A 14,811-nucleotide genomic window follows, 5' to 3' on the forward strand; every position below is an offset into this window, starting at 1 on the left:
TATTCTCCATATCTAAAGGATGGAATATAATGATGTCATCTATTCTATTCAAAAATTCTGGATTAAATACCCGTTTCAACTCAACCATTATAGAATCTTTAAGTTTGTCAAAAGAGGTTTTTCTATCTGTCTTTTGAAATCCTAAGGAGGTGTTTTTCCCTATCATTTTTGAAGATATATTAGAAGTCATGATCAAAACAGTATTTTTAAAATCGATGGCTCGTCCATAACTATCAGAGAGATGACCGTCATCCATAACTTGAAGGAGCATATGAAATATATCACTATGGGCCTTCTCAATCTCATCCAATAGTACAACAGAATAAGGTTTTCGTCTGACCTGTTCAGTGAGCTGTCCTCCCTCTTCGTATCCTACATAACCAGGGGGTGCGCCTGTCAGCCTTGAGGCACTAAATCTTTCCCTATATTCAGACATATCTAATCGGATTAAAGAAGACTCTTGGCCAAACAAAAATTCGGTAAGAACCCTAGCTAGTTCTGTCTTCCCAACTCCTGTTGGTCCTAAAAACAAAAAAGTTCCAATAGGTCTATTAACCATTCTTAATCCAGCTCTTGACCTTCTAATTGCCTTTGTGACAGCTTTTACAGCCTCGTCTTGTCCAACAATCCTCTTATGCAACTCTTCTTCCATATTCAAAAGTTTCATAGATTCCTGCTCTTCTATTCGGGTAGTAGGTATTCCAGTCATTCTTGAAACAATGTAAGATATATCCTTACTGGTTACAACAGATTCAACCTTTTGCTGTTTTTCCTCCCATTTTTTCTTTAAAGTATTCAATTCTTTTAAGAATTTTTCTTCTTTATCTCTTAAGCCAACGGCTGACTCAAAATCCTGGTTCTCTATCTTTTCTTTCTTCTCTCTTGAAACCTCTTCAAACTTTTTCTGCACCTCCCTAATTTCAGGAGGCAAGGTTTCTCTCTGTAATCTAACCCTTGAAGCAGCCTCATCAACCACATCGATAGCCTTATCAGGTAAAAATCTATCAGAGACGTATCGATCAGATAATCTTACTGCTGTAATGATTGACTCATCAGTAATCTTGATTTTATGATGCATTTCATATTTATCCTTAAGGCATCTAATGATATCTATCGTTTCGTTAACAGTAGGGGGATTCACCATTATAGGTTGAAATCTCCTCTCTAATGCACCATTCTTCTCAATATATTTTCTATATTCATCTAAAGTGGTTGCACCAACACACTGAAGCTCTCCTCTTGAAAGGGCGGGTTTGAGCATATTTGACGCATCAATAGAACCTTCGGCAGCACCAGCACCAACAAGAGTATGAAGCTCATCAATAAATATAATGATATTTTCAGACTGTGTAATCTCTTTCATTACCGCCTTTAATCTGGCCTCAAACTGTCCTCTGTATTTTGTTCCAGCAACCAAAGCCCCAAGGTCTAAACAGATAACCCGCTTATCATACAATATCTCGGGCACCTCTTTATTGACTATTTTCTGAACTAAACCTTCTACTATAGCTGTCTTTCCAACCCCAGGCTCACCAATTAAAACAGGATTGTTTTTTGTCCTTCTACTCAAAATCTGAATTACCCTTTCAATCTCAAACTCCCTTCCAATAACGGGATCTAACTTATGCTGAATAGCTAATTTCGTTAAATCCCTTCCAAATTCATCTAATGCTGGTGTTTTTGGCTTTTCCTTTCCAGGGGACAATGGTTCTTTTAATAAATTTAAAATCTGCTCTCTAGCATCAACAAGTCTCACACCCATACTACTCAAAACCTTAAATGCTACTCCTTCCTTTTCTTTGAGTAATCCGAGGAGAAGATGTTCTGTACCAATATAGTTATGACTCATCATTCGAGCCTCATCTACTGCGTATTCAAGCACCTTCTTTGCTCGAGGAGTAAAAGGGATATCACCAATAACAACGGTAGAACTGGTCAAGGGAAAGTGCCTTTCTAATTCTAATTTAAGGTGTTTTAGATCTACGCCAAGTCTCTGGAGAACAGTAACTGCTATTCCACCACCATCTTTAACAGTTCCCATGAGAATATGTTCCGTACCTAAGTAGTCACTGCGGAACCTTTCCGCTTCTTCGCGAGCTAGAATAACTACCTTTCTCGCACGTTCTGTAAACCTTTTAAACATCTTTTACCTCCTAATCTTCCTGATAAACCCTCCCATCAATTAAATGGACAACTCGCTCCATCCTTTTCGCTAAATTGCTATTATGGGTCACGATTACAAAAGTTTGATTTCTCTCCTCATTGATTCTGTTTAACAGCTCATGCATAGAATTACTTGTTTTACTATCCAAATTTCCTGTGGGTTCATCTGCTAATACCAAATCCGGCCCATTTATTAATGCCCTAGCCAAAGCTACCCTCTGTTGTTCGCCTCCGGACAACTCTCCAGGTTTATGCTTTAATCTATCTTTGAGACCCACTTCGTCTAATAACTCCTTCGCCTTATTCTCTGTGTCAGTTTTATCAGCCCCAGCAATAAAAGCAGGTAGCATAACATTCTCTAATGCAGAAAATTCTGGTAAAAGATGATGAAACTGAAAAATAAATCCTATCCTTTTATTTCTAAAGCTTGCTAATTGTTTACCTGTTAAACTGAAGAGATCGACTCCCTCAAAGTATATTTTTCCATCTGATGGTCTGTCAAGGGTCCCCAAAATATGTAAGAGAGTGCTCTTCCCTGCTCCTGATGCACCTACAACTCCAACCATTTCCCCCTTTTTAACGCTTAGATTAATTCCTTTTAAAACCTCTAGCAAAACCCCATTGGTTCTAAAAGATTTACAAAGATTTTTAGCTGTAACAATATCCGTCGTTTTTTCTTTTCCTTTTTTTCTATTCGTATCTTATAGCCTCTAATGGATCCAACCTCGCAGCCCGCCATGCAGGATAAACACCTGCTAAAAGGCTTAAAATGATAGCTATACCAACAATCAAGACTATATCTAGAGCTCCTAATTGAACAGGGATTTTATCTAAATAATACACACTTTTTGGGAAAATATCAATACCAAATATCCTCTCTAAAAATTCAGCTATCTGATTTAAATAGGTGGATAAAGCCAAACCCCCTATACAACCTAGAATTGTTCCAGTGACTCCAATGACTAATCCCTGTATTGTAAATATTTTCATTATACTTTTATTATTAGCCCCCATGGACTTGAGAATCGCTATATCTTTACTCTTTTCTAAGACCATCATAAAAAGAGTACTTACAATATTTAAGGCAGCAACTAAGATGATAAGCACCAAAATAACAAACATGGTGATCTTTTCTATCTTGAGAGCTGAAAAGAGGGTGGGATTAAATTTTTTCCAATCCATAACCCAATAATCAAGACCAACTTTTTTTTGAATCTCCTCTCCTATCTTATCTGCCTTAAAAATATTATCAACTTTTATTTCCAATCCAGTAATTTTGTTACCAATATTAAAAAATTTTTGAGCATTTTCAATGGATATTAATGCAAGGTTTGAATCATAATCATACATACCTGTATAAAATATTCCTACAACTGTGAAATTCATCATTCTCGGTATACTGCCTACCACTGTTATATTCCCTTGAGGATAGATGGCAGTAACTTTATCACCTATATATGCTCCTAAATTTCTTGATAGCTCCTTTCCCAGAATTATTCCTCTCTTTTCTGAGGGATCTCCTTTAACAAGTCTGTTTTTTTGAGATAAATTCCGAATATCTCCTTCAATAATACTCTTTTCCAAATCTGTAACTCTTCCCTCTGTCAACGGATCAATCCCTTTTATTGCAACTCCTGAAACATTTGTTCTCGTATACAACATTACTTGGTTAAGAATAAAGGGAGCAACGGATTGCAAATGGGGATGACCCTTCATATCCTTTATAACCTTTTGATAATCATCCATGAGAAGGGATCTTCTATCCATTATCCTTATATGGGCATGTGTCCCTAATATCTTGTCTCTTAAGACATCAGCAAATCCATTCATCACCCCTATGACAACAATCAAGGCCATAACCCCAACCAATACGCCCAAGATAGAAATCCATGTAATTAAAGATACAAAAAGCTGTTTTCTTTTTGATCTTAAATATCTTAATCCTATGTATATTTCAAAAGCCATAACCTTAATAACTTTTTAGTCCTTTAACTGAGGAAATAAGATGACATCTCTAATAGATGTAGAACCTGTCATTATCATTACAAGCCTATCAATACCAATGCCTTCTCCTGCTGTTGGAGGCATGCCATACTCTAACGCTCTGATATAATCTTTATCTATAGAGATCATTTCATCTTCTCCGTCAGTTGATTTACGTAGTTGTTCTTTAAATCTCTGTTCCTGGTCTAAGGGATCATTTAACTCGGTATAGGCATTTCCAATCTCTTTTCCCCCTATAAATATTTCAAACCTCTCTACTAACTCAGGATTATCCTCCTTCTTTTTAGCTAGTGGAGATATTTCAATGGGATAATCTGTAATAAAAGTCGGTTGGATTAATTTTGGTTCAACCACTCTCTCAAATATCTCATTTAAAAGCTTAGCATGGCTCTCTTTACCTGATTGAGGTATCTGTAAGTCATGAGCATATTTCTTTGATTCATTCTTATCCTCTATGATTTTTGGGTTTATACCACCAATTTTAATCATAGACTCTTTTAAGGTATATCTTCTCCAAGAACCAGATAAATCGATCTCTTCACCATTATAATTTATATGGGTCGTACCCAAAACTTCCTTGGCAATAAAGGCTATCATCTTCTCTGTAATATCCATAAGATCATTATAATCTGCATAAGCCATATAGAACTCTAGCATTGTAAATTCTGGGTTGTGCTCTGAAGATATTCCCTCGTTTCTAAAGCTTTTATTAATCTCATAGACTCTTTCAAGTCCTCCAACAATTAGTCTTTTTAAGTAAAGTTCTGGAGCAATCCTCAAATAAAGGGTCATATTGAGTGTATTATGATGTGTAACAAAAGGTTTTGCTGCTGCCCCACCTGGAATGGGTTGCATCATAGGTGTCTCAACCTCTAAAAATTTCATGCTATTAAGAAAATTTCTTATCTTTTCAATAATCCTGCTTCGGAGAACAAAAATCTTCTTAACTTCCTCATTAGCTATGAGATCAAGATACCTCTGACGATATCTGATTTCAATGTCTCTCAATCCATGCCATTTTTCAGGGAGAGGCCTTAATGATTTGCTAAGGAGTTTAAAATCCTTAACCCATAAGGTTAATTCTCCTGTCTTTGTTTTAAAGACCTTTCCACTTGTACCAATAAAGTCCCCTATATCAAATTTGAGAAAAAGTTCAAATAGGTTATTTTCAAACTCATCTTTTCTTAGATATAACTGAATCTTTCCTGTAAAATCTTTTATATGACAAAATATTACCTTGCCGTGTTTTCTTTTTGTTATTAAACGACCAGCAATAGTAAATACCTCAGAAACATCATTTAGCCTTTCGTTATCAAAATCAGAATATCTTTCTAAAATAGACTGAATAAAATGGATTACCTTAAATCGATTAATATAAGGATTGATACCGGCATCCTTTATCTCTTTCAACTTTTCTCTTCTTTGAGAAAATAAATCCTTTACCTCATCCACGATAAGATCTCTACCTTTCTCGTATATACGATTGTTCTTAGGACTAATATTTCGTCAGTATAGCTAAGAGTACCATTTATCGTCAAGTAAAAAGGCTTTAAAGCCTATCTCCTTCTATTGTGAAATAAATATCCCTCTATGAATTGATTAATATCACCGTCTAAAACAGAATTAACATTTCCCACTTCAATATTTGTTCTGTGATCTTTAACTATGGTGTATGGATGGAGAATATATGATCTAATTTGGCTTCCCCACGCAATCTCTTTTTTCTCTTTATGTATCTCTTCCATTTTTTCCTTTTGTTTTTGTTTTTCTAACTCGTATAATCTTGACCGTAAGACCTTCATAGCCATAGCCTTATTTTTATGCTGTGATCTCTCATTTTGACACTGCACAACTATCTTGGTCGGTAAGTGAGTAATTCTAACAGCTGAATCGGTTACATTTACATGTTGTCCCCCTGCACCACTAGACCGATAGGTATCTATCTTCAAGTCTGATTCTTTTATTTGAACCTGAATATCATCCACAATCTCAGGAATAACAAATACTGAAACAAAAGAGGTGTGTCGCCTCCTCCCTGTATCAAAAGGAGAGATACGGATCAATCTATGGACTCCACTTTCACCTTTAAGATAACCATAAGCATATTCCCCTGAGATCAAACAAGTAACACTTTTTATCCCAGCTTCATCCCCAGGTTGATAATCGATGATATCTGTTCTAAATCCTTTGTTTTCTGCCCACCTAAGATACATTCTTAGTAACATTTCCGCCCAATCCTGTGACTCCGTTCCTCCGGCTCCAGGGTGTAAAGAGATAATTGCATTATCAATATCATGTTCCCCAGAGAGCACTATTTTATACTCTTCTTCTCTTATCTTCTTCTTAAAATTGTTTAAACCTTTTTGAATGGTTTCCAATAACGACTTGTCTTCAGACTCTTCTTGAGCAAGCTCTAATAATAATTCTTGTTCCTCTATCTCATCTTTCAGTGTCTGAAAAATGTTGATCAACTCATTTAATTGAGACCTTTCTTTAAGTATCTTTTGAGCCGCTTCATTATCTTCCCAAAACTCGTCTTTTAAAATCTCCTTCTCTATATCTTTTACTCTTTTCTCCTTGGAATCGAGGTCAAAGATAGCCTCTTATGGTATTAAATCTCTCTTTTAAATTTAAGAAATCTTTTTTAAACTCATTGAACATAATCTTATCCCTCAAATTAAATTCATAGATTTATAAACAACTTTTTTCTCTTTTTATATCTTAAAATCAATGTTTTTGAAAAAAAGGCTAAAATAATAATAATGCAGAAATAGATAAATATATCACCATACTTTGAATAAAAAGTTAAATTTTCATCTCTAGGAATGACCTCTCCCTCTACCAATGTCCTTACAAATATCTCAGTATCTTTTACAATCTTACCTGTTGGAATGATAAACCCTGAAATTCCAGTATTAGCAGCCCTCACTATGAATACCCTGTTTTCAATAGCTCTAAAGACCGCTATTGCGATATGTTGATAAGGAGCAGCACTCTTTCCAAACCATGCATCATTTGTTATATTGACTAAAAATTGGGCTCCCTTCTTCACAAATTTCCTTGCATATTGAGGAAAGATGATTTCAAAACATATCAAAATACCAAATCTTTTTCCAGACACATCCATTATACTGTAATCTTCTCCACTATAAAAATCACCTATAATACCCTCTACTATTTTATTAATAAAAGGAAAGAGACTTTTTAAGGGAACATACTCACCAAAAGGAACTAAATGAATCTTATCATACTTACCTAACACTCTTTCATCAGAACTTACAAGATAGGCTCTATTGTATAATCTAATTTGATTCTTAATATATTTATAAGCAGGGCTACCAAATAATATAGGACTTTGTGAATCCTTTGCTAAAGATAGGATTTCTGAAGAAAATTGCTTTTCAGACTGAAAGTAAAAAGGAACAGCGGTTTCAGGCCATACAATGAGATCTGGTCTATTTTTTGATGCATCTAACGTCAAATTTTTATAAATATCAATGGTCTCTCTGACATATTTAGAATCCCATTTTCTATCCTGTTCAATATTTCCTTGAATGAGAGATACCTTGAGTCGATCTACATCCATCTTCTCCAATTTAGAGTAACGATCTATTTTTAAGTAACCATAAATAATCGAAAGAGAAAAACTTAAAATCAAAACTAAAACTATTTTTGTATTAGAAGGAATGTACCTCCTATCATTCGATATAAGAACACTTCTTTTTTGGAGGTTTACTATAAAAAGAAATAACAAAGAATTCACTAAAACAATAAAGAAGGATATTCCATATATTCCAGTGATATCGGAAAACTGAATAATTTTTAAATTTTGAAATTGTGAATATCCAAGGCTTGCCCACGGAAACCCAGTCAAGATGTGAGACCTAAGATATTCCAAGAATGTCCAAAGAAAAGGTGCTATAATCCATTTTTTATATTCCTCCTCTTCATTCAGATAACCCAAAAAAAACCCAAATAAAGCTATATAAAAACTGAGATAAATTACTAACATCAAAAGGATGAGATAGCTGAAAAAAATAGAGAGGTCCCCGTAGTTAACCATTGTATTAACAACCCAGTATAGAATCCCTGAAAAATATATCAAACCTGTGACCCAAGCTAATCCTAAAGATTGAAGAGGGCCTTTATCTCTTAGTGCTGTAAAAAGAGGAACAAGGGCAACCCAAGATAAGAATCCCAAATTAAATTTAGGGAAAGTTGATATAAGAAGTAACCCTGAAATTATTGAATATATAATCTCTTTTTTTCTCATAATGAAAGACTTTTCTATACAAAATAATATTAGTAATAAACAATTCTATTTTTTTAGGTACAACTCATTATCTCCGAAAAATTTCCATGGATATTTGGCGTTTGACCGATGCAGAATGAAAGCGTATAGAGATCAATGTGTGGCAGTACTTTGACTTTTTTTATTACATAAAAGATACCTATCCCAAACTTGCTGACAACGTGTTGAAAATGGTAATGGGAAACCGTAATAAACTTGATACGGAGAAGGTCTCCTAGGTCTTTTCAATAGTCTTAGATTTGTTACATCTAATGGTCTATTTCCTTTGATTAAATTACATTTTTGACAGGCTACAACAACATTCTCCCAGCTTGTTCTTCCTCCTTTGGATTTTGGTATAATATGGTCTATGGTTAAATTAGCATGATTTTTACCACAATATTGACATCTGTACTGATCTCTCTTAAAAACATTTTTTTTGCTAAAAGGAATTTCTTTTTTATAAGGCCTTTTGATAAATCTTATTAATCTTATAACAATGGGAAGCCTTATAGAAATCGAGGGGGATCGAACCATTCTGCCATCATATTCTATGTTTTCTGCCTTTCCTAATAATATAAGGACAACAGCCCTTTTTGCATCACAAAAATGTAATGGCTCAAAGGTTTGATTTAATACTAATACTTTCAATAAATCCATAGAGATCTCTTTATATATACAAAAATTCTAGTAATTATATTGATTAGACATAATCCTGTCAACTTCAAGTTTGACTTTATAATCCTTATTGATATATCATAATAGCCATCTAAATATTTAATATATTTGTTTAAAAAATATAAAGATCAAAACCGTGAAACAAAAAACCATATTTTTTATATTATTAATCATATCTATCATCTTAGGCTCTTCTTTTGGGGCTTTTATGGGATATCTTCGCGATCTTCCTCAGATAAAGCTATTAGAAGAGTATCAACCAAAGACAATTACAAAGGTTTATTCAAATAATGATGAATTAATAGCCGAATTTTTTCAAGAAAACAGGGTATTGATACCTCTCACAAAGATTCCCAAGCTTCTTAAAGACGCCTTATTAGCTGCGGAAGATTCTCGTTTTTATAACCATTATGGAATCGACTTTAAAGGAATTATCAGAGCTATCTGGTCTAACATAAGAGCAGGAAAGATTGTAGAAGGTGGAAGCACTCTAACCCAACAGCTATCAAAGGTTCTATTTCTTACTCCAGAAAAGACCATTTCAAGAAAGTTAAAGGAGGCTGTTTTAGCTTTGCAAATAGAAAGAAGATATTCCAAAGACAAAATTCTTGAGATGTATCTTAACCAAATATATCTTGGGAGTGGCTCCTATGGCGTAGAAGCAGCTTCCCAAACTTACTTTGGAAAAAGTGTTATAGATCTTGATCTCCCTGAAGCAGCACTCATCGCTGGTTTGCCAAAGGCCCCCTCCTTTTATTCTCCTTTTAATAATATAGATAAGTCAAAAAGGCGAAGAGACCATGTGTTAAGAAGGTTGGCTGCATTAGGACACATATCTAAAGGAGAACTTGAATATGCTCTCTCCACCCCTATCAAACTGTCTCATACAAAAAGGAGAATAAACAGATTCCCATATTTTATAGAATACATTCGTCAAAACTTAGAAAAAAAGCATGGGAATGCTGCTATTTACAAAGGTGGGCTTAATGTCTATACCACCCTTGATATTGAAATGCAAGAGTATGCTCAAAAAGATCTTAGAGAAGGCTTAAGAAAATTAGATAAAAGAAGGGGATTTAGGCCTATTATTAGAGAAAGAGATACAACCCTAGATCATACTCAAAAAATACCTTCTGTATATAATGTAGGCAGTATAATTTCTGGAAAGATTGTTAAAATAGAGTCCAATTCTATTTTTTTAAAAATAGATGATTTGAAAGGGAGGATTCTCTTAAAGAATATGGATTGGGCTAAAATTAAAAATCCCTTTACTCATTTTAAGATTGGGGACGTAATTGAGGCTAGGATTCTTAATATCTATGATAGAGGAAGCATAAAATACGAGATGGCTTTAGAACAAGAACCAGAGGTAGAAGGTGCTATCGTGGCTATTCAACCAGAAACCGGGGCGATAAAGGCCATGGTTGGAGGATATGATTTTTATAAAAGCCAATTCAATAGAGTAACACAGGCAAAGAGGCAACCAGGTTCTTCCTTTAAACCTTTTATATATGCAGCTGCTATTGACAATGGCTACACTGCCGCTGACATTATTATTGATTCACCTATTATTTATAAAGACCCCTCAAAAAATGAAAACTGGAAACCCAAAAACTTTTCGAATAAATTTTACGGCCCTATTACCATAAGAAACGCCTTAGAAAACTCTAGGAATGTAGCTACGATAAGGTTATTAGATAAAATAGGAGTAAATACTGTAATCGATTATACCCATAGAATGGGTATTAAGAGTGACTTACATCCCTATCTTTCACTTGGTTTAGGATCTTTTGAGGTAACGCCTTTAGAATTAACTTCAGCCTTTGGGATATTTTCCAACAAAGGTATAAGGGTCGAACCTTATTCAATCCTTTATGTGACAGACATTGAAGGAAAACTTCTAGAAGAAAATCATCCTGTAGTCTCTGATGTCTTAAGCCCAGATACCTCGTTTATAATCACAAATCTCCTAAAGGGAGTTGTAGAACATGGAACAGGTTGGCGGGCAAAATCTTTAAGAAGACCTGTTGCTGGAAAAACTGGCACTACAAATGATTTTAGAGATGCTTGGTTTATTGGATATGTACCTCATTTAGTAACTGGTGTATGGGTTGGATTGGATGACAACAGTTCTCTTGGGGAAGATGAAACAGGTTCTCGGGCTGCAAGCCCTATTTGGGTTAATTTTATGAATAATGTACTTAGGGACTGGCCTATTGAAGATTTTAATTTACCTGAAAATATTACCTTAGTCAAAATAGATGCAAAAACAGGCCTTTTGCCTTCTGAGAACTGCGGAAAAGATCTCATATTAGAATCGTTTGTCAAAGGTACTGAACCTACTGAATCTTGCACTAAGAGTATCATAAAAAAACTGATCTCTCGTTTTTAAAATTTCTTAAAAGGGAATTAATAGATTTTTAGGATTTGACTTGATGAAGGATTAATCGGTATTATTTTTCAATTAATGCTTCTACGAACTCTTCAGAATGAAACGTCTTTAAATCATCCAAGCCTTCACCTATTCCAATATATCTAACAGGTTTCTTGAATTCATTTATAATACTAACTAATATCCCCCCTTTTGCGGTTCCATCTAATTTAGCTAAAGCTAGCCCTGTTACATCCAAGGCCTCATTAAATATCTTTACTTGAGATATCGCATTCTGCCCTGTTGTTGCATCTAAAACCAATAAAACTTCATGGGGAGCTCCTGGTAATCCTTTCTCCATAACCCTCTTCATTTTTTTAAGCTCCTCTATCAAATTAACCTTGGTATGAAGCCTCCCTGCCGTATCAGCTAAAAGAATATTATAACCCCTTGCCTTGCATGCTTGTATTGCATCAAAAATAACAGCTGAAGAATCTCCCCCTATCTGATGTCTTATACACTCAATACCTACTCTATTTCCCCAGATTTCTAACTGCTCTATAGCAGCTGCCCTAAAAGTATCCCCAGCTGCCAAAAGCACCTTTTTCCCATCTTTTTTAAACATATTGGCCATTTTGGCTATAGTTGTAGTCTTACCTACGCCATTCACGCCAATAACCATAATCACAAAAGGAGAAGTATTTATTTCTAATTTCTCCTCACCCTGTTGAAGAATTTTTAAGATAATCTCTTTTAAAGACGAGTAGAGAACATCGTAACTTTTTATTAACCCTCTATTTGCCCTCACCTCTAAATTCCCTATAATCTCTGTAGTACCTTTAATTCCTAAATCAGCCAGTATAAGGACCTCTTCTAATTCATCAAATAATTCTTTATCAATCTTAACTCTTTTTGAAAGTAACCCCTCAATTTTATTAGTCAGAAATTCTCGGCTCTTATCAAGACCTTTTTTTGTGGAGGTAAATAAATTTCTCTTTTGTCTCATATCTTTTTCCATACCCACTCAAAACAATAAATCTCTTCTTTGTAGTTTAAAGAAGAGATTTATAATAATTAAAAAATTTCAATTAGTTTTTACTATTTAATTGCAAAGAAACAACCTTTGAAATCCCTCTTTCTTCCATAGTAATCCCATACAGAACATCAGAAAAGGACATTGTTCGTTTATTATGGGTGATGATGATAAACTGGGTTTTTTTGGACAATTCTCTCAGAATATTAGCAAACTTTTCTATATTTGCCTCATCAAGGGGAGCATCTACTTCATCTAAAAGACAGAAAGGTGCTGGTCTTACTAAAAATACAGAGAAGAGTAAAGCAATAGCTGTTAATGCCTTTTCTCCAACTGATAGTAAAGTGATGTTCTGGAGTTTTTTACCTGCTGGTTGTACCATTATATCTAACCCTGTCTCAAGTAAATTTCCCTCATCTGAAAGAACCAATTCTCCTTTGCCTCCCTCAAATAATCTCGAGACTATATCTTGAAAACTCGAATTAACAGCATCAAAGGTCTTCTTGAACATATTTTTTGTTGTTCTGCTTATCCGATCGATAACCTTATGAAGGGATTCAATAGATTTGGTAAGATCCTCTTTCTGTTCGTTTAAAAAATTGTACCTTGTTTCAAGATTTTTATATTCTTCAAGAGCAGTGAGATTTACATCTCCAAGCCTTGATAATTTATCTTTTAATTCACCCATCTCCCTTTCTTTATCTTCTAATAAAAGATTAGCTCCTTCCTCTCTTTCTAATATATCTTCTATCTTAAAACCATAATCTTGAGTTACCCTTTCTTCGATGCTTTTCATCTTGGTAAGCAACTCAGTCTTCTTTATATCTACTTCATTGATTTGATTTTTTAATTCACTTATATCTCTTCTGAGCTTCTTTGCTTCTTCCTCTAGCGCTTCTAAATTCTTCTTTTTTTCATAAAGGTCTCTCTCTTTGTTTTTAACATTTTCATCAATCACTTTGTTATTATCAAATAATTTTTTTAAAGATAACTCCATTTCATTTATTGACTCAGCATATTCTTTCTCTTTATCCCTTCCTTTATTAAGAATGTTCTTTAAATCCTCCATTCTGGCCTTTATGTCTTCTTTCTTTTCAATGATCTGCTGGATCTTCAGGCTACTATTTTCCTTTTTTCCCCTTAAAGATGTTAGGGAAATTGCAAGCTCGGTCAACTCGCCTTTTTGTGTTTCTCGATCATTATTCAAAAGAGCAATGGATTTCTGAAATCTGTTAATTTCTTTTTCACTCTCTTCTTTTTTTTCTGATAAAGAAACTACATCATTCTCAACATCCTTAATTTTTTTATCAGTTTTTTCCTTTTCTTCACTCAATTGACCTTTTTCAAAATCGAATAAATCAATTCTCTCCTTTATTCTTAAGTATTCTTCTTCCAAATGCTGAAGGTCTTTTTCTAACTCAAGAGATTCTTTTTCTAAATTTTTCTGAGCAATATCCAATTCTTCTAATTCTTTCTTGAACTTATTGATAACATCAAAAATCTCATCTTTCAATCCTCTGGTCTTTTCTAACTGATTATTTAATCGATCAATCTCTAATTTTAAATCCCCAATAATCTTTCTCTTCCTCAACAATTGAAGATTAGCATTATTTTTAAAATTACCTCCAATGACTACGCCAGAAGGTTCCAAGACATCTCCATCTAATGTAACCAATGTATTATCAAATTTTTCTTCTATCCATAATTCCAAGGCAATAGAAAAATTCTCAACAATAATCACGTCTCCTAAAAGAAATTCCAAAACATCTTTAAATTCATCTTTATATTTTATAAGATCTACGGCCTTACTTATAACCCCCTTCTCACCGTTGAAATCAATATTCTTTTTGCTATTAAGGCTTTTTGGTTTAAGAGGAATAAATGTCCCTCTTCCTCCCCCATTGGATTTAAGACATTGAATCGCTTCCTTGATATCATCGTGGTTCTCCACAACGAGACTTTGTAATCTTTCACCCAATACCGCGCTTAAAGCAACCTCATATTCAGAAGAGGTTTCTAATAAGTCAGCTACCACGCCGTGAATCCTTTGATTCTTAGAAGATTGATACTGATGCTTCATAAGATAACGCACTCCTTGCTGGTAACCTTCTAGATTGGCCTCAAACTCTTCAAGAGACTTAAGACGGGAAGCCTTGCTGGTAAGGCTAGTTTGAATTTCTCTGATTTTATCCTCAACAGAATTATCTTTTAACTGTGTCTCCTCAAGTCTTTTTTCTGCTATTTCTTTATTTCTTTTTATTTTTTCAAGAT

Annotated in this window: 10 protein-coding genes; 1 reads left to right on the forward strand and 9 read right to left on the reverse strand. The window is 34.3% G+C overall.

Going from position 1 to position 14,811, the window contains the following annotated elements; genetic code table 11:
- The 7 genes from VMW81_07125 to VMW81_07155 all read right to left on the reverse strand — a co-directional run.
- Positions 1 to 2,143, reverse strand: a 2,143-nt coding sequence (locus VMW81_07125; GenBank protein ID HUU50713.1) for an ATP-dependent Clp protease ATP-binding subunit, incomplete at its 3' end; no start/stop codon positions are given.
- Between the two features lie 10 nt (positions 2,144 to 2,153).
- On the reverse strand, positions 2,154 to 2,825 hold the full coding sequence (locus tag VMW81_07130; GenBank protein HUU50714.1) for an ABC transporter ATP-binding protein: 672 nt from the start codon (positions 2,823 to 2,825) through the stop codon (positions 2,154 to 2,156).
- Positions 2,826 to 2,853: 28 nt separating this feature from the next.
- Entirely contained in the window at positions 2,854 to 4,128 is a 1,275-nt protein-coding gene (locus VMW81_07135) for a lipoprotein-releasing ABC transporter permease subunit (protein ID HUU50715.1), read from the reverse strand.
- Between the two features lie 15 nt (positions 4,129 to 4,143).
- Positions 4,144 to 5,619, reverse strand: a complete 1,476-nt coding sequence (gene lysS, locus VMW81_07140; protein HUU50716.1) for a lysine--tRNA ligase — start codon at positions 5,617 to 5,619, stop codon at positions 4,144 to 4,146.
- Positions 5,620 to 5,723: 104 nt separating this feature from the next.
- A protein-coding gene (gene prfB / locus VMW81_07145) for a peptide chain release factor 2 (GenBank protein ID HUU50717.1) occupies positions 5,724 to 6,828 on the reverse strand; the annotation gives its coding sequence in 2 pieces (ribosomal slippage) (positions 5,724 to 6,758 and positions 6,760 to 6,828; 1,104 coding nt in all).
- A gap of 22 nt (positions 6,829 to 6,850) precedes the next feature.
- Entirely contained in the window at positions 6,851 to 8,440 is a 1,590-nt protein-coding gene (gene lnt, locus VMW81_07150) for an apolipoprotein N-acyltransferase (GenBank protein HUU50718.1), read from the reverse strand.
- A gap of 132 nt (positions 8,441 to 8,572) precedes the next feature.
- Positions 8,573 to 9,118, reverse strand: coding sequence for an HNH endonuclease (locus tag VMW81_07155; protein ID HUU50719.1), 546 nt, complete (start codon positions 9,116 to 9,118; stop codon positions 8,573 to 8,575).
- A gap of 226 nt (positions 9,119 to 9,344) precedes the next feature.
- Between VMW81_07155 and VMW81_07160 the strand changes: the two genes are divergently transcribed.
- Entirely contained in the window at positions 9,345 to 11,528 is a 2,184-nt protein-coding gene (locus VMW81_07160) for a PBP1A family penicillin-binding protein (protein ID HUU50720.1), read from the forward strand.
- A 61-nt stretch (positions 11,529 to 11,589) separates the two neighbouring features.
- On the opposite strand, the gene ftsY is transcribed toward VMW81_07160, so the two are convergent.
- Positions 11,590 to 12,513 (reverse strand): signal recognition particle-docking protein FtsY, encoded by a 924-nt coding sequence (ftsY, locus tag VMW81_07165; GenBank protein ID HUU50721.1) that lies wholly within the window; start codon positions 12,511 to 12,513, stop codon positions 11,590 to 11,592.
- Positions 12,514 to 12,595: 82 nt separating this feature from the next.
- A partial coding sequence (gene smc / locus VMW81_07170; protein ID HUU50722.1) for a chromosome segregation protein SMC occupies positions 12,596 to 14,811 on the reverse strand: 2,216 nt, incomplete at its 5' end.

The organism is Nitrospinota bacterium (assembly GCA_035528715.1).
In the GTDB taxonomy this organism is placed as follows: domain Bacteria; phylum JADFOP01; class JADFOP01; order DATKYB01; family DATKYB01; genus DATKYB01.

Excerpts from the sequence above, each read along its gene's own strand:
- VMW81_07135 (HUU50715.1), bottom strand. The coding sequence starts at position 4,128 with ATGGCTTTTGAAATATACATAGGATTAAGATATTTAAGATCAAAAAGA.
- lnt (HUU50718.1), bottom strand. The coding sequence starts at position 8,440 with ATGAGAAAAAAAGAGATTATATATTCAATAATTTCAGGGTTACTTCTT.
- ftsY (HUU50721.1), bottom strand. The coding sequence starts at position 12,513 with ATGAGACAAAAGAGAAATTTATTTACCTCCACAAAAAAAGGTCTTGAT.
- VMW81_07160 (HUU50720.1), top strand. The coding sequence starts at position 9,345 with ATGGGATATCTTCGCGATCTTCCTCAGATAAAGCTATTAGAAGAGTAT.
- VMW81_07155 (HUU50719.1), bottom strand. The coding sequence starts at position 9,118 with ATGGATTTATTGAAAGTATTAGTATTAAATCAAACCTTTGAGCCATTA.